Below are 17113 nucleotides of genomic sequence, written 5' to 3' on the forward strand. Positions count from 1 at the left end.
AAAAACGAAATTTTGATAAAAGAAAACATTTAGAAAACGGATACAAAATTAGAAGTTTTACTTTATAAAAAGGGAGCTATAAAAAACTCCCACAAAAACTTGACTCAATCCCTGAATATACTTCGCTTGAGACCACTGAAAAACTGCAATATAATCATAATTGTTGGTGGCCGACTTTTAAATTCGGGTATTTCATTTGTTTTCCGAGGCGACAGCTTGCTTTCCATGGAGCGAGCGCCGAGCCGCGGTCTGCTTCCGCCTGCAGGGTCTCAGACTGTCTCGCTAATCCCACAGGAGGCTCAGGCTTCCTCCCCGCGAAAAGGAAGTGTCCGTAGCGCAATGGAACGAATTGTTTTTTACACTTGAATATATTTATAACCATAAATAACTAATATGAAAAAATAGTCTTTATTTAAGAGCTAAATTAGAGATTGTTCGTCTTTACAGATTGGCTATTTAGTTTTGTCCCAGCCTCTTTTTTTAGCCCTTCTCCTTTTATACTCAAAGCCTTCAATAGATTAATTTTATTTCTCTAAATTATAAAAGGGATAACTTCCAAGTATCTTTACTTCACAACCGATTGCTTCCAGTTCTGCGATCGCTCCAGGTATTAGAACATCGTCCATTTTTCTATCTAAATCAATAAGAAAGAAATAATTTCCTAAGCCGGTTTTAGTTGGTCTCGATTCAATTTTCACCAAGTTCAATTTTCTCCAAGCAAAAGCGGATAATACTTGATGTAAGGCACCAGAACGATCAGATGGCAAAGTGACCATTAAACTCGTTTTATAACCTGCCAAATTACTTGAAGGTGCCGTATAGCTTAGAGGGTTCTTTGAAAGAATTAAAAACCTTGTATGATTGTTATTGGAATCATGAATATGATGTCTCACTATTTCAAGCCCATATTCTTCAGCTGTTAGCGAATTTCCTATTGCTGCACCATTTATATTTGAGTTCTCCTTAACAAACTGAGCTGCTGCTGCTGTTGAGGTCATATACTCACAAACAATCCCGTTAAATTCTGTATGTAAAAATTTATGACATTGAGCAATTGCATGGGAATGACTATAAACAACATCAATTTCTCTCCATTTATCTTTACGAAGGGGATGAATCATTAAATGTTGTTTAATCGGAACGGTCACTTCTCCGCAGATAGGTAAAGATACTTCATGAATTAAATAATCTAGGGTGATATTGACAGAACCTTCTAATGTATTCTCAACCGGTACTAAAGCAACATCCACTTTGTCTTCCATAACAGCATCAAAGCAATTTGGAATCGTAAGAAATGGGATTGATTCAACACCAGGAAATTGCTGATTTACCGCCATATTTGTAAATGTTGCTTTTGGGCCTAAGTAACCTACTTTCACCTATTTCTCCTCCAAAAAAATTATTTATTCTGAATTTATCTACTATAGAAGAAGAAAGACTTAAATAAGCCTTCTTCCTACAAGAACGCTAAAGCTATTCTAACCATTTTAGAAGTATTTAGCCTCCGGAGCTTAATACATCAACCTTTTCGACAAATTCAAGCATACGCAAACGCTCTAGCAACAAATCAATAGAAATCTCCATTTCTGCTGTATTTAGAGATAATGTCACATTTGCTCTTCCTTGAAGCGGAATCGTTTGATGAATCGTAAGTACATTACATCCTCCAGAAGCAACCACACTTAATAGCTTGGATAAAGTTCCCGATCGATCTTCAATATAAAAGAATAATGTTATTAACTTCTCCTTCACGATTGTGTGAAAAGGAAAAATTGTATCTCGATATTTATAAAATGCACTTCGGCTTAAATCGACTTGCTTTACAGCTTCATGTACTGATTCTGCTTTTCCTCTTTCCAATAGTTCTTTCGCATCCAAGGTTTTTCGCATCGCTTCAGAAAGTACATCTTCTCTTACTAAAAAAAATTTCTGATCCAATTTACTATGTTTCATCTGCTCACCCCTCAAGGCATAACGGAAACTTCATTATGTATGATTAATATAAATTTCAATTTTTATCCATTATTAAAAAAGCTATTTTAAATATATTCATTCGTCTTTTCTGTAGAAAAACTCCCCTCCCGTCTAATCCATTCGACGAAAGGGAAGATCTTCTATTACCACTTTTAATGTTCTTAGGCTAATTTCGATTTATTAATCGATAAATTCAAATTCATACTCCATTAATTTTACTGTATCGCCATCTTTTGCACCACGTTGACGCAATGCTTCATCAATACCCATTCCGCGCATTTGGCGAGAGAATCTACGAACAGACTCATCACGGGAGAAATCTGTCATCTTAAAGAGTTTTTCAATTCCTTCACCAGATAGGACAAAGCTTCCATCTGGATCTCTTGTAATATAGAATTGTCTCTCATCGACTTCATGCTTGTACACAACACGGTGAATCCCTGCTTCTTCTTCCACTTCTTCTAATGGGAATTCTGATGTATTCTCTAATTTATCAGCAATAGCAAAAAGGAGTTCACGTAAACCAGATCTTGTTATCGCTGAAATAGGGAATATCGGATAGTCATCTTGCAGTTTCTCTCTAAACGCTTGTAAGTTTTCTTCTGCATCTGGCATATCCATTTTATTGGCAACAATAATTTGCGGTCTTTCTAATAAACGCAAATTGTATTCTTGAAGCTCGTTATTAATTGTAACATAGTCTTCATATGGATCCCTGCCTTCTGTAGCAGCCATATCAATGACATGGACAATAACTCTTGTCCGTTCAATATGACGAAGGAATTGATGGCCTAATCCAACACCAGAGTGTGCTCCTTCAATCAGTCCTGGCAAATCTGCCATTACAAAGCTTCTGTTATCTTCTGTTTCCACCATTCCTAAATTAGGCGCAATCGTTGTAAAATGATAATCTGCAATTTTCGGTTTGGCTGCAGATACCACGGAAAGTAATGTAGATTTACCTACACTAGGAAAACCGACTAAACCAACATCTGCTAATACTTTTAACTCCAGTATAATATCTCTTTCTTGACCTGGCTCGCCATTTTCCGATAATTCAGGAGCTGGGTTAGATGGGCTTGCAAAGCGGGAGTTCCCTCTTCCCCCACGACCGCCTCGTGCAATAATTGCTTGTTGCCCATGTTCTGTTAAATCAGCGATCACTTCTTTCGTATTTGCATCTGATACGATTGTACCAGGTGGAACCTTTACAATCATATCCTTAGAATTACGCCCATGCTGATTTTTAGACATTCCATGCTCGCCACGCGGTGCCTTAAAATGACGTTGATAGCGGAAATCCATTAATGTCCGTAAACCTTCTTCCACTTCAAATACTACATTTGCTCCTTTACCGCCATCTCCACCAGCAGGTCCACCTTTAGGGACAAATTTTTCTCGGCGAAAGGCCACCATTCCATTTCCGCCGTCTCCGCCCTTCACATAAATCTTAACCTGATCCACAAACATAAATTCATTTCCTCCTATTAAGAAAAACATATGCAGCTTGCATGTTTAGTATAGAACATGAGAATATCTTATGATTTATTTTACTTGTAAAGCTTTAGGATATCCTATTTTCGAACTTACAGGCATTTACAGCTACTATTTTTCTATAACTCACAATTTTTCTTTTAAGTAATTTGACCGAATCTAATTGATTTTAGTCAACGAGTTCTTCTTATTATTTACCTGTTTTCTCTCTAATCATCCAGACTTCAAATACCAGCTCTTTATCACTAATTTCTATATTTTCCACCGCCAATTGTTTGGAAAACGGTTGTTGAAGAAATGGAATTATTGACTCTGCATTTAATAGTTGGCCGTTAAAATCAACATACAACCGAAGCCCTTCCACCATGGAATGAATGGAAATGAATAAGTGATTGTCTGCAAAAGGTTTACTATGCTGATTTAATGTCTGAAAAAACAAGGTTATCCATGGAGTAAGCGTTTCGTCTTCTGTTAATTGACATTTTTCTTCTGCCAACACTTCATATTCCAACCTAAAATAATAATTTTCCCAGTTTGCTATTAATAACTTTGTAGCAAATTGCGGTATATTAAGATTAGATAACTTAGCTTCTTGTTTTGTCTCTGTAATAATCTCATTTATTATTTCTTTTACTCGCTCTGGTTTATTTAAATCCAAATTCCCTTTAATTAATTGAATTTTATTTAGCCAATCATGGCGAACATGTCTTAAAAAATCTATCGTATTCCAGTCTTTATTCATTCTTGTACTCCTAAAAAGGTTATTAAGTCTTAGAAGACTGCTTTTAGTAAGTATAACAAAAAATGAATCATCTATGAACAAAAACGATAACTCGCTAAGCCTTGACGATTAACATTCGACTGATTTTAAAGTTTTTAATCGATGGGAATAGGAAGAAGCATACAACTCCTAGATATATAAAAACTCTAAACAGTAATTATAAAGAGAGCTATTTTGAATTAATTTGATAAAGAAATGTTGAAAACGAAGTGTATTAAGGCTGTGGTAACAACAAACTATACATAAGAGCCAAACTTTATCCTTTGTTAGCATACGAAAAAGCAATTGATTCCTCTCTCTATTTTTCAACACTTAGACAAAAAGCCCCTCCTGCTTTTTGTCTAAGTGTTGAAATCCTCCACAACTTATCTCTTGTATCAACATTCATTTTAGTTCAAGAAATCAATCCCTTAACAAACAGATAGGCTGACCCTATACGAGCCAGCCTATCTAATCATTAACTTATGCTTCTTGTGCTACTGGGTATACGCTAACTTGTTTGCGATCACGACCAAGACGCTCAAACTTAACGATTCCGTCAACTTTTGCGAATAGTGTATCATCGCCACCACGACCAACGTTTACTCCTGGATAGATTTTTGTACCGCGTTGACGGTAAAGAATGCTTCCACCAGTTACTAATTGACCATCTGCACGTTTAGCTCCTAAACGTTTAGAAATGGAGTCACGTCCGTTTTTAGTAGAACCTACCCCTTTTTTAGATGCAAAAAACTGAAGATCTAATCTTAACATTTCGTTCCACCTCCTATTTAATTATAAGTGATAGTTACGTATTTTCCATAGTCTCTTTCAATTGTTTCTAATGAAACAACCATTCCTTCTAAAAGAAGTTGAATTTTTTCTCTTGTTTCTTCCGGAATATTCTCAGGAATTGTACAAGAGATAAAACCTCCATCTTTTCCTTGCTTAATAATAGGTGTAATACCAGTAAGGGAAATAACGGCATTAATGCTTCCAAATGAAACAGCCGATACTCCTGCACATACTATATCATTCCCACTATTTGCAAAAAGGGCATGACCGCTAATGGTAAACGAATGAATGAGACCATCGTTTGATTTGTCAATCGTTACTTCAATCATACAAATTCAACCTTAAGCGTTAATCTTTTCGATAACAACTTTAGTGTAAGGTTGACGATGACCTTGCTTTTTATGATAATTTTTCTTCGCTTTGTATTTGAAAACGATGATTTTCTTTTGACGGCCTTGTTTTTCAACTTTAGCTGTAACAGTAGCTCCTTCAACAACTGGGCTTCCTACTTTTACATTTTCTCCGCCAACGAAAAGGACTTTATCAAAAGTAACCGTGTCACCAGCTTCACCGTTTAATTTCTCGATGTAGATAGCTTGACCTTCTTCAACTTTGATTTGTTTTCCGCCTGTTTCAATAATTGCGTACATTAAACTGCACCTCCTTAATAGACTAAGACTCGCCAATGACAGGCGTTTTGCTAAAGCAAAAGCTTCATTACCTGCTATGCGCGGTTGTAGAGCACGGGTGCTACAAACAACATTAAAATACTAACATGTTTACATGATACTGTCAATCATATTCTAATTAATCCCTGTTGAGTATTCATTTAACCATTCGGATAAAGTAGTCTGGCTTTGGAAATGGAGCTGCTTCTATCTTAATTGTAATACCTAATGCTTCTTCTAGCCGCTTTTTATGAACATTTCCTTCACCACTAAATATCTTAGTCACTTCTTCCGTTGCTTGTATCTCTACAAGAGCTATATCTTTATTTCGATATTCCCAGAGCTCTCTTTCTAGTTGAAATGCCATACTTTCAGCACTCTTTACAACGCCTGTACCTTCACAAGTCATACACTTGCTCTGTACCGTTTCAGATAAAGATTTCATGGTCTTTTTTCGCGTTAATTGTAATATCCCAAGCTCTGTAAATCCTACTACTCTTGATTGCCTATTATCCCTTTTTAATTCCTTAAGCATACTATCCATAATCTGCTTTTCTTCCGTTTTTCTCATGTCTATAAAATCAATTAAAATAATCCCAGAAATATCTCTTAGGGCAATTTGTCTTGCTACTTCTTTTGCAGCAAGCATATTTGTCTGAAAAACGGTTTGTTCTAGCTGATGCTTTCCTTCATATTTGCCTGTATTTACATCTATAATCGTCGCTGCCTCTGCCTGATCAATAATCAAATATGCACCATTGCTTAGCCAAACAACTCTTTTTAATGCTTTCTCTATTTCGGTATCAAGCTGATAATGTGTGAAAATATCCTCGTTTCCTTGATGGAAGGAAAATATTAAATGGGGAAATAATTCTTGCCAATGCTTCCTCTCTTCTAACCTATCGACTATCACTTCTCCCTCTTTCATTTGTTTAAACAGATAGAGTAGCTGTTTGTTAAACTCATTAGTCTCCTGTAAAAGCATGACTCTTTTCTGCATAGCTTTCTTTTCCAAGTCGCAATATTGCCGACGTAAAATTTCCAGTTCCTCTATTAGGTCCGCTTCCGAACAATTTGCTGCTGAAGTACGAAAAATCAGCCCTTCCTTCTCTGACTTGATGGTATCTCCAAAGCTTCTCAAATTTGCTTGAGCAGCTTTGGAGTTTACTTTTTTAGATACAGCAACATATCGGCCATAAGGCATATATACTAGATTATCACCAGATATCTCAATAATGCCCGTTATTTTTGCTCCTTTGGGTCCTGCAGCATCTTTTATTACTTGAACTAGTACTCGTTCCCCTTGTTTAATATAAGAGGATACACTCTTCTTTTTTTTCTCTTCTAAAGTTCCCTCATCTCGAACAAAGGAAATCATTTTTTCTCTCGGTAAATACGCACCTTTTCCTTCTCCAATTTCAACAAATGCTGCATTCATCCCTGGAATCACCTTTGTCACTTGTCCTAAATAAATATTGCCAACAGTCGTTTTATATTGGGGCTGCTGGACATAAATTTTCTCTATCTTTCCATTTATCAGATAAGCAAATCTATTTTCTCTTGTTCTCATATTGACGATTACTTGGTTCAACATCATACATCCTCTTTTTATGGTTATCTTACTATTTTAGCTTAGATGAAATGTTTTAGTAAACTCATACATCTATTTAATGATGCTAACTTCCTTTCCGCTCAAATTTCGTTTAACTAAACACAGTTATTAGAACAGAAACATCTATAAACATTCTTTTTTATGTATACCTATAAAACAGCGATTATATCCTTTACCCTAGCAGTCACATTCTTTTCTTTAAAATAGACGTATAATAGCTCATTTTCATCCAGCATCGTATTATCCCCACTCTTTGCCTTTACAATAATCGGATGCTTACACCCTCTGTGAAATCGTTCTAAAACGTCCAACAGATGATCCTCTTCCTGAACTTCTAACGGCAGTAATTTTCGAAATTCATTTGTTTTTCCATAGTAACGTTCGAGTAAAAATCGCATAAATAAGAATCTTCTTTGTTTCCATTCATAAAAAATAGAAAAAAGTAAGAAACTTATGATAATCCAAGCATTTATATTTGTTGGCATCTTAATTAGGACTGTTATTAGAAAGATAAAAACCCCGAAAATGGAAAAATAAAGCGTCCATTTATGCGACTTAGGAAAGGAATTTTTTAAGGAAAATAAAAGAAACATTAGCTTACCGCCATCAAGCGGCCAGATGGGAAGTAAATTAAAGAAAAATATCATGATATTATATTGGGTGAATGTTTGATATAAGGAATCAGTAAGAATCTCTCCTTGCCATAAAAGAAAGCCTAGCCCTACTAGCCAAATATGCTGGATAGGTCCAGAAATAATGACAATTGCCTCCTCTAGCAATGGTCGATTTCCATGTTCATCCATTTCCGCCACTCCTCCAAATGGCAATAAAGATATTCTCTTTATTCTCCATGAAAAAAAAGCAGCAGCAAATGCATGACCTAATTCATGGATAAGGATGATCATAAACAATAAGCATAATTCATAAAAATGGGCAGTCATTACACCGATAGCAATGACAACCCATAATAGTGGATGAATATGGAGGCACTTAAAAACACCAAGGAACCTATTCAATTTCGATCACCTGTAAAGGATCGATAAAATCATCATTTTTCTTTATTGCAAAAAAGAATAAACCTAGTGCTTCATCTCCTTCATACCTTGAGGCACTTCCTACTTTTGTTCCTTTGTTAATATTTTCGTATAACTTTACATCCACTTCTTCTAAGTTTCCATACCATGATTCACTTTGGTCACTATGCTTAATGACAACTGTTTTCCCAAACCCTTCTTTCTCTCCTATAAAGGTTATTTGTCCTTCATTAAAAGATTGCACCGTTGTATCTGTTCCTGTTTCTATTGCGATTCTTTGTCCATTTTGCTCAAATTCCTCTAATACTTTACCAGATGCAGATAATGCATATTGCTGTAATTGCTCTGTATCTTGTACCTGTTCTTTTTGCTCTGGTAGAAATGCTAATGGTTTTCCAAATTTATCTTCATACCAATCTGTTACAACCATAAAGTTAAATTCCTGCGACATCACCTGTTTAAGCGAATTCTCTACTTTCGCAAGTTTTGCAGATGGATGATCTACAATGATTGCAACAGCAAGAAAAAGAACGGCTGCTCCTAGGATTTTTAACATGAATAAATCTTTCCGAAATAATGGATGTATCTTTGTTGGATAATTTTCCTCTTTACTTGTAAAAAGGTAGTCTTGGCTCTCCTCTTCATCTGACCATAACACTCGACTATCGATATTTTTTTCTATCCTCGCCCGTTCTTTTCTTCTTTTTTCAATTTTTTTTCTAACATCATCGTTTCTTGACCCCATTTACTCCTCTCCCCTACATACTTGTCCTTTTAATCCTATATTTATGTAACGATGAAACAAAGTATGCCTTTAATCAGGGTGTATGCATTACGAAAAGATAAGGAACTAATCCTCCTAATCTTAAAGTAAATAGGAAGGGTACAAAAAGCCCTGTAAAGCTGTAGAATGATTCTTCCGAACCAATATCTACGGCTTTACAGGGCTAATTTAAAAACAGAGCATATAGTCTAAGGGCTATAAGATTAAATCTTCCTTCATTATCCAATTAAAATAGATAAGAGCTTTATTCTCCGTAATCTTTGCTTACTTCTAATACGTCCTATTTTATGTACGTATGCCAGCAAAAAATCGACTAACCTAACTTTCCTATCTAGCACCAAAGAATGTCTTAATCTTTGCAAAGACACCTTTTGATTCATCTTCCAAGTGTTGCAAGGGAACCGTTTCTCCTAAAATTCTTCTTGCAATATTGCGATAAGCAATGGCAGATTTACTATTTGGGTTTAAAGCGATTGGCTCCCCATTGTTAGAAGCTCTGATGACAGCATCGTCATCTGCAACAATACCTAATAGATCAATGGACAGATGGCTTGTTACTTCATCAATATCTAGCATGTCCCCATTTTTCACCATATGATTTCTAATTCTATTAATAACAAGCATTGGTGGTTCCATTTGTTCTTCTTTTTCTAGTAATCCAATTACCCTATCTGCATCTCGTACAGAGGATACTTCAGGAGTAGTAACCACGATAGCTTTATCCGCACCAGCCACTGCATTTTGATATCCTTGTTCAATTCCTGCAGGGCAATCAATGATGACATAATCATAATCCTGCTTTAGGCGAAGAACTAACTCTCTCATTTGATTTGGTCGAACAGCTGTTTTATCACTCGTTTGTGCAGCAGGTAATAAATATAACAAATCATCAAATCTTTTATCTTTAACAAGTGCTTGATGAATTTTACATCTTTCTTCTACCACATCTACTAAATCATAAATGATTCGATTTTCTAATCCCATTACGACATCAAGATTTCGTAAGCCAATATCTGTATCTACTAAACAGACTTTTTTTCCTTGTAATGCAAGTGCTGTTCCAATGTTTGCAGAAGTGGTCGTCTTTCCAACTCCACCTTTACCTGATGTTATAACAATTGCCTCTCCCATCTTAATATCCTCCTTCCAATTTCACCAAATTTGGTCTTAAATGTGGTAATACTTGTAATCTATCTATCTTAATTACACTATTATTCACATATGCACATTCCATTTCTCTCGTATTTTCAGAAGAAGCATCCTTTACCTCTCTCTCGATAAAATGGCTAATGCGAATTTGCGTCGGTTTCATAATAGAAGCAGCGATGACCGCATCATCATTTCCATTATATCCAGCATGAGCTATTCCTTTTAACTGGCCCATGATATAGATATTGCCCCCAGCAATAACTTTCCCACCTGGATTTACATCTCCGATTAGCAATAAATCACCAGGAACTTCTAGAATTTGACCTGACCGCACAATACTGGTAATCGATTTCACTTCATTTTGTCTTAGCCAAGTTTCCGCTTCTTTCTTTGTAACTAAATTACTATTAATAGATTGAACGGATAGATTTTGTTTTTCCTGAATTAAATGAACAATTTCTTCTTTTTGTTCATCTGTTACATATCTATTTCCAAGCTCTACTGTCACTTTTATATCTCGTTTTTCATTATGCAGACTCGAGCTTTCATTTAATTTAAACTGGAGTTCTCTTAATAACTCTTCATATGAACAATTATCATTCAGATGTAGGCCCAGTCCATTCTTCGTTCCTTTAATTGTTACTAGCTGCCTTTTTTTCATATCAAGTTGTTCACCTCTGTAAGAAAAGCGTAAGCGTCTCCTTTCATCCCGTAACCACTAAAATACATAAAATACTTCTGTTTATGCTATTGTACAAACAGGATATAGTTTTAACCACATTAGGCAAATGGACGCAAATGCTCGATATCGTAATACTTATAAATCTCACTTTGCATAAAAAAGCGCAATCATCCTAATCAAATAATGTAGTGTTATCAAACCTGAATAAATATGGTGCACACATATTCAAGCTCACCTTTTCATTTGATAGATGGTTGACACTTTAGCTAGAGCATTTACTCTTTTCATAAATGCGTTTTAACATACAAAAATATTTTCCCCTTACTTCTTGCCCTTTTAACAAGCGTCTTACCCAAATCCATACATAACATTAATTGTTAAGGACTTTAGAGCTCTATTCAATGGTTTCTAATTCCTATTTAATATCATTCGACAAACGTTTTTAAAATTCCTTTTCAAGCAAAATATATTTCTCAAAAATTCATAATATGTAAGCGCCTTTTCTCAAATATGATGAAGAAACAGGAAAGATCGGTAGCATTTGTTGACGTGCAATCCTAAAAAAGGAAGACTTAAAGGGTTGTCTGCTTGTGCTAAACACCGAATAGACTAAAGATAAGCTAAACTCTTTTTTAACCTTAAAGTGGAAGACAGTTCTTCAATCAAATAAATTTCAGATCGAGACACGAAATGTCCAACCTGAAATTTATTTCACTTCTAACTATATCATTCTTTTAGCTCTGCTGCATACTTCTCGAATAAACGTTTATATGGATATGCGACAATTACGATAAAAATAAGATTCAGCCCAAGAGAGGGAAAAAGTCTTAAATGAAGGAAGTTCGCAAAATCTATTGTTGTAAGATTTATAACTTTTATCACTTGATAAACAATTATTTCTAGCGCCGAGACAGCAAGCAAGCACATCACGGAAACAACCACAATATTGCTATGAAAAATTTTCATCAATTTATTAAAAATATAGATGATAAAAGGGAAAGCAAAAAAATAGATACCTAAAATTTCTGTATAAACAATATCAAAAAGTAATCCAAAAACAAAACCATAGATCACACCAATATTTCTATTTCCATAAACAGAAAAGAATAGAATGGTAATGAGGAGAAAATACGGAACGAATATCAAATTCCCTCCAAAAAGGTCTGTCGGTAATAATTCCAGAAAAACACTCTCTAATATAAACATAAATGAGATTAAGCAACCAATTAAAACTTTTCTCATTGTTCATCCTCTTCAGGGGATAAAGCTTCCCTATCTACTACCATTACATGCTCAATATCATAGAAATCCGCTGCTGGTTTAATGAACACTTTTTTCTGCAGACCATTTTCATCAGGCTCTACTTTTTCTACTGTTCCAATTGCTAAGTCTTTCGGAAAGACTCCACCCATTCCTGATGTCGTAACAAGCTGTCCTTTTTCCACTTTTAATCCGTTCGGGACTTCTTCCCATGTCATAATCAATTGCTTCGTCTCTTTATCATAATCCGCAATAATGCCAAAAACATCTGTTTTATCTTTATTCTCTTCTTCATCTTTTGGCTGAATAAAAGCTGAGATTCGATTAGCCGGATCTTCAGAGCTCAATAGTTGCACAGTAGCAGTATTTGGAGCGACTGATTTTATTTTCCCTATTAATCCAGCAGAAGTAATAACAGCCATATTTTTCTCTACGCCATCATTTTCCCCACGATTAATGGTAACTAGCTCCGTCCATTGCGATGGATTTCTGCGAATTACCGTTGCTTTCATTAGGGTATAATCGCTTAATGATTCTTTTTCTTCTAATGTTTCTTGCAATGCTTGGACATCTTTTTTGAGACCTTGAACCTGGTATTTAAGCTGAGCATTTTCCTCTAGCTTCGCCTTTAATTCCTTATTCTCTTCGTATGTATCCTTTAATGCTTTGACATTATCAACAAAACCCACCACAAAATGGGCAGGTCTGGAAACAAGGGTTTGAACCCAGCCGGTTGTATCTTTTACAAATTGCTCCGGCCAGGTTAATTTATTTCGGTCACTCAAAGAAAACCCTATTAATGCCACGAGAATAATGATGCTAACAAGCAAAATAATCAGGCGTTTATTCATAAAAAACTGTGGCATGCTTATACACCTCGAGTAAAATTATCGTGAATCTTTTGCTTTATTTTTGAATAAATGAATATGGTCTAAAGCTTTACCAGTTCCGATGGCAACACAATCCAATGGATCTTCTGCTATGACAACAGGCATACTCGTTTCTTCACTGATAATTTTATCAAGATTTCGAAGCAATGCTCCACCACCTGTTAAAACAATTCCGCGATCCATGATATCTGCTGCTAATTCTGGCGGTGTTTTTTCTAATGTTACTTTCACTGCATCTACAATCGCAGTGACTGTATCTTTTAATGCTTTAGCAATTTCATCTGCAGTAATTTTGATTGTTTTTGGTAGTCCTGTTAATAAATCTCTACCACGAATATCCATGTTTTCAATTTGGTCCGGATTTCCAGCACTTCCAATTTCCATTTTAATGCTTTCAGAAGTTCTTTCCCCAATCATTAAGTTATACGTTTTACGAATATAATTAACGATCGCATCATCCATTTCATCACCAGCAATTCGAATCGATTGGCTAGTAACAATACCACCAAGAGAAATAATGGCTACTTCTGTTGTACCACCACCGATATCCACTACCATGCTTCCTGTTGGCTCCCATACTGGAAGATTCGCCCCAATTGCAGCAGCAAATGGCTCTTCAATTGTATAAGCATCTCTTGCTCCCGCTTGACGTGTTGCATCGATTACAGCTCTCTCTTCAACGGCTGTAATTCCTGAGGGTACACAAACCATTACATAAGGTTTGCCTGAGAAATAGCCCTTATTTTTAATCGCTTGCTTAATATAATATTTCATCATTGTTGCAGTTGTTTCATAATCAGCAATTACCCCATCTTTCATAGGACGTAATGCAACAACATTCCCTGGCGTTCTACCGATCATATTCTTCGCATCGTTACCAACTGCTACAATACTCTTTGTATCTGTTTGTAGTGCAACTACAGAAGGCTCTCTTACTACAATTCCTTTTCCTTTTACATAAACTAGCGTGTTCGCTGTTCCTAAATCAATTCCAAGATCTCTTGTTCCAAAACCTAACATAAATGTATCTCCCTTTCTGAAACTAATGCAATATTATAAAGTAGGTAGATATTCTCCTCTTTGTAATTATCTTCTAATTGTTACATATCTATATTTTGTCATGATTAGACAGAAATAGCCAAAAAATCATAAAATATATTATAGCTTATATCTTCAAAAAAGAACAGCATCATACGTAGCCTTTTTCTTTTAAGCTGATAAATTTATTTTCCCCAATTATGATATGATCTAGCAAATCAATTCCAATAATTTTCCCGCATTCGACTAACCTTTTTGTAACTTCAATATCTTCTCTGCTTGGCGAAGGATCACCAGAGGGATGATTATGAAGACAGATAATCGATGCTGCAGATCTTCTAAATGCTTCCTTATATACTTCCCGGGGATGGACAATACTCGCATTTAAACTTCCAATAAAAACAACTTGCTTATGCATTACTTGGTTTTTAGTGTTTAAATATAAACAAACGAAATGTTCTTGCGTTAAAAATCTCATTTCATTCATCATATATTTGGCAGCATCTTCTGGAGAACGAATACAATATCTATCTGTGAATTCTAAATTGGAAACACGTCTACCTAACTCGATCGCTGCCATCAGTTGTATAGCTTTTGCTGTACCAATCCCTTTTATCGCTTTTAACTCATCAAGACTTGCATCCTTCAGTAAACGAAGTCCATCAAAATGGATTAAAAGCTTATTCGCTAATGTTAGAACAGATTCGTTTTTGGAACCTGTTTGAATCAATAAAGCGATTAATTCATGATTAGCCAAGCTCTCTGGTCCCTGTTTGATAAAACGTTCTCTCGGTCGTTCATCATCTGGAAAATCTCTTATTAACATAGAATCCATTTTTATTTGTTCCTCCCTTGTCTGTCGATTTTGGGAAGAATAGAATAAGGGACCATTGATTTTAATGAGGCATACTGAAGCCTTTTGCTTTTAATTCGCGTACTGTTCGAGAAATCGGAAGACCAACTACGGTGAAATAATCTCCTTTAATTTCTTTCACTAGTATTCTGCCTACTCCTTGAATTCCATACGCACCTGCTTTATCAAATGGTTCCCCGGTGTCTAAGTAATCGTGTATTTCTTCATCTATTAATTCCCAAAATAACACGTCCGTTTTTTCATAGAATGTAGAGCATATTCCATTTGCCATAATAGCGACACCAGTATATACAGAATGCGTTTTTCCTGAAAGCTGACTCAGCATTTGAGATGCTTCTTCCCTTGTACGAGGCTTTCCTAATATGACACCATCTAGACATACTACCGTATCGGCACCTAGTATAAATGATTCTTTGTCATTAGAATAAACTGCTTCGACTTTTTTTCTCGCTAAATACATAACAATTTCTTCTGGGGCAAGAGTAGGATCAAAGCTTTCATCTACGTTACTACTGGATATAACAATTGGTATTTGGAGTTCTTCAAGGAGCTCTTTTCGTCGAGGAGAAGAAGAGGCCAATATGAGGGTTTGCTTTAACATTATTACACCTACCTACTTTTCAAATTGAGAGATACAAATTAATCCTATCAAAGAATGACAGGATACACAATTTTGAAACGTAATTTTTTATCGAATAGTAAATGAAATGTAATATGCCGAAATTTGTAGAAATATTCCCATAATTATTTTGATATAATAAATGCTGTTTTAATTGCTATACTATTACTTTGTTCTCTACCATTGATAGTACATCTAATAAGCATTCTCCTCTTGAAAAAACAAAAAAGGAGCGCTTCGTTAATAACGTTTTTCGCTCCCTACTAATATTCTACTGAAAAAATCATAACGCGACATATGTGGCTAAGTAATCTAACAATTGCTGTTGAACTGCCTCTATTTCTTTTTGACTACTATTTGTTGTTAAATTCATTGCAAGCTCGCCACCCTTCGCTAGGTGTGTTGCCATGGTTTGAATTTTTTCATTTGTAATAGCAGAGACATTCTTCTCATCCACTATCGCAAGCTCCTCCTCCAACTTACTTCTATCATCCTCAGAAATTGCTTTATCAAATTGAGCACTTGTTACGATTTGGAGAACAGAATAATAAATAGCTGACGACCCTTCAATAACAGCTTTCTCTTCCTTAGAGACATTATTTACTTCTTTCCCATTAAAAATCATCTCTTTTGCATAGGATCCTTCTACTTCCTTTTGCCAGATTTTCGCATCTTCTAAATTACTCGTAACCCCTAACAGAAGGAACTGTTTTTCTTCTAAAGGAATAATTTGGCTAACTGTCCCTTCCTCTGTTAATTTTTTTTGATCATTTTTTGCTCGCTCTTCATTAGAAAAAACATTTGCTTGAAGGACATATGTGCTAATATCTGCTTTTGTAGCACTTTCCGTAGCAGAAGAGGCTTGTCCATCATTATTTTGAGAAATATTGGCTGAAGCAGTTATATTCCCATTTGTCGTGCTAGTCTGATCACTACTTACCATGTTTAATAAAATAAACCCAAAGCTAGTCCCTAATATGACCGCAAAAAAGACGGCAAAGAAAATAGAAGCTACAATCTCCTTAGGCAAACTCTTTTTTTTGCCTTCTTTACTTTTAACACTCTTTGAAAAAGATGTTGGCTTGTCCTTTTTACTCAAAGGTGATTGAAAGCTAAACATGCTTTTCTCTTTATTTTTTGCTGGCATTTCCTCTGGTGCAGGAAGAATCCAATCAAAGCTTTCTTCTAGCTCTGCTTCTTGTCCAGCTGCAGACTCTTCGCTAAAAACAGTATCTTCCTTTTTTTTATTATTTTGGTCCTTATGAAAAACAGAAGGTTCATTCCGTTCCATTGTTTCATCTGTATCCTTTTTTTGGAATGGACGGTCTTTTCCGTTGATTTTTATCGTTATCGTTTTGCGATTCTCCGGTTTTTCATTCACTCGTCCTACCCCCATTTTCATTTATTTTGTTTATCCTATCATATAAGCAAAAAAAAATAACAAGACTTTTGTCGTCTTGTTATAGAATGATTTCGTCAA

The 17113-nt window shown here is 35.4% G+C and carries 18 protein-coding genes and 1 other annotated feature; all 18 genes read right to left on the reverse strand.

Annotated elements, in window-relative coordinates:
• Positions 1-524 precede the first annotated feature (524 nt).
• Positions 525-1379: a prephenate dehydratase gene (gene pheA, locus ACTQ5K_RS22100; RefSeq protein WP_349204816.1), complete on the reverse strand. Its 855-nt coding sequence runs from the start codon at positions 1377-1379 to the stop codon at positions 525-527.
• A gap of 118 nt (positions 1380-1497) precedes the next feature.
• Positions 1498-1953: an ACT domain-containing protein gene (locus ACTQ5K_RS22105; protein ID WP_284561806.1), complete on the reverse strand. Its 456-nt coding sequence runs from the start codon at positions 1951-1953 to the stop codon at positions 1498-1500.
• A 201-nt stretch (positions 1954-2154) separates the two neighbouring features.
• Positions 2155-3444 carry a GTPase ObgE gene (obgE, locus tag ACTQ5K_RS22110; protein ID WP_235247733.1) on the reverse strand — a complete coding sequence of 430 codons (1290 nt, stop codon included), beginning with the start codon at positions 3442-3444 and terminating at the stop codon, positions 2155-2157.
• A gap of 214 nt (positions 3445-3658) precedes the next feature.
• Positions 3659-4210 carry a Spo0B C-terminal domain-containing protein gene (locus ACTQ5K_RS22115; RefSeq protein ID WP_031540639.1) on the reverse strand — a complete coding sequence of 184 codons (552 nt, stop codon included), beginning with the start codon at positions 4208-4210 and terminating at the stop codon, positions 3659-3661.
• A 501-nt stretch (positions 4211-4711) separates the two neighbouring features.
• Positions 4712-5002, reverse strand: a complete 291-nt coding sequence (rpmA, locus tag ACTQ5K_RS22120) for a 50S ribosomal protein L27 (RefSeq protein WP_016201696.1) — start codon at positions 5000-5002, stop codon at positions 4712-4714.
• Positions 5003-5019: 17 nt separating this feature from the next.
• Positions 5020-5352, reverse strand: coding sequence for a ribosomal-processing cysteine protease Prp (locus tag ACTQ5K_RS22125; RefSeq protein ID WP_031540640.1), 333 nt, complete (start codon positions 5350-5352; stop codon positions 5020-5022).
• Between the two features lie 12 nt (positions 5353-5364).
• Positions 5365-5673: a 50S ribosomal protein L21 gene (gene rplU / locus ACTQ5K_RS22130; RefSeq protein WP_016201698.1), complete on the reverse strand. Its 309-nt coding sequence runs from the start codon at positions 5671-5673 to the stop codon at positions 5365-5367.
• Between the two features lie 15 nt (positions 5674-5688).
• Positions 5689-5769, reverse strand: a sequence feature (ribosomal protein L21 leader region).
• Positions 5770-5848: 79 nt separating this feature from the next.
• Positions 5849-7285, reverse strand: a complete 1437-nt coding sequence (locus ACTQ5K_RS22135) for an Rne/Rng family ribonuclease (protein ID WP_441994297.1) — start codon at positions 7283-7285, stop codon at positions 5849-5851.
• A gap of 167 nt (positions 7286-7452) precedes the next feature.
• The gene (locus tag ACTQ5K_RS22140; protein WP_031537103.1) at positions 7453-8319 is read right to left on the reverse strand and encodes a M50 family metallopeptidase; all 867 of its coding nucleotides are present in this window, start codon (positions 8317-8319) and stop codon (positions 7453-7455) included.
• A complete protein-coding gene (locus ACTQ5K_RS22145) occupies positions 8312-9082 on the reverse strand; it encodes a M23 family metallopeptidase (protein WP_031537102.1) in 771 nt (256 codons plus the stop codon). Before ACTQ5K_RS22145 ends, ACTQ5K_RS22140 begins: the two co-directional genes overlap by 8 nt.
• Before the next feature lie 366 nt (positions 9083-9448).
• Positions 9449-10252: a septum site-determining protein MinD gene (minD, locus tag ACTQ5K_RS22150; RefSeq protein WP_349204810.1), complete on the reverse strand. Its 804-nt coding sequence runs from the start codon at positions 10250-10252 to the stop codon at positions 9449-9451.
• Between the two features lies 1 nt (position 10253).
• Positions 10254-10931 (reverse strand): septum site-determining protein MinC, encoded by a 678-nt coding sequence (gene minC, locus ACTQ5K_RS22155; protein WP_031537100.1) that lies wholly within the window; start codon positions 10929-10931, stop codon positions 10254-10256.
• Between the two features lie 747 nt (positions 10932-11678).
• The gene (gene mreD / locus ACTQ5K_RS22160) at positions 11679-12194 is read right to left on the reverse strand and encodes a rod shape-determining protein MreD (protein WP_441994299.1); all 516 of its coding nucleotides are present in this window, start codon (positions 12192-12194) and stop codon (positions 11679-11681) included.
• Positions 12191-13078: a rod shape-determining protein MreC gene (gene mreC, locus ACTQ5K_RS22165; protein ID WP_031537098.1), complete on the reverse strand. Its 888-nt coding sequence runs from the start codon at positions 13076-13078 to the stop codon at positions 12191-12193. Before mreC ends, mreD begins: the two co-directional genes overlap by 4 nt.
• 21 nt (positions 13079-13099) lie before the next feature.
• A complete protein-coding gene (locus ACTQ5K_RS22170) occupies positions 13100-14122 on the reverse strand; it encodes a rod shape-determining protein (protein ID WP_031537097.1) in 1023 nt (340 codons plus the stop codon).
• A gap of 169 nt (positions 14123-14291) precedes the next feature.
• On the reverse strand, positions 14292-14966 hold the full coding sequence (radC, locus tag ACTQ5K_RS22175; RefSeq protein ID WP_031537096.1) for a RadC family protein: 675 nt from the start codon (positions 14964-14966) through the stop codon (positions 14292-14294).
• Positions 14967-15036: 70 nt separating this feature from the next.
• Positions 15037-15615, reverse strand: coding sequence for a Maf family protein (locus ACTQ5K_RS22180; protein ID WP_031537095.1), 579 nt, complete (start codon positions 15613-15615; stop codon positions 15037-15039).
• A 301-nt stretch (positions 15616-15916) separates the two neighbouring features.
• Positions 15917-17014 carry a hypothetical protein gene (locus ACTQ5K_RS22185; protein ID WP_441994300.1) on the reverse strand — a complete coding sequence of 366 codons (1098 nt, stop codon included), beginning with the start codon at positions 17012-17014 and terminating at the stop codon, positions 15917-15919.
• Between the last annotated feature and the right edge of the window lie 99 nt (positions 17015-17113).

Source organism: Niallia sp. Sow4_A1 (assembly GCF_052116745.1).
GTDB lineage: Bacteria > Bacillota > Bacilli > Bacillales > Cytobacillaceae > Niallia > Niallia hominis.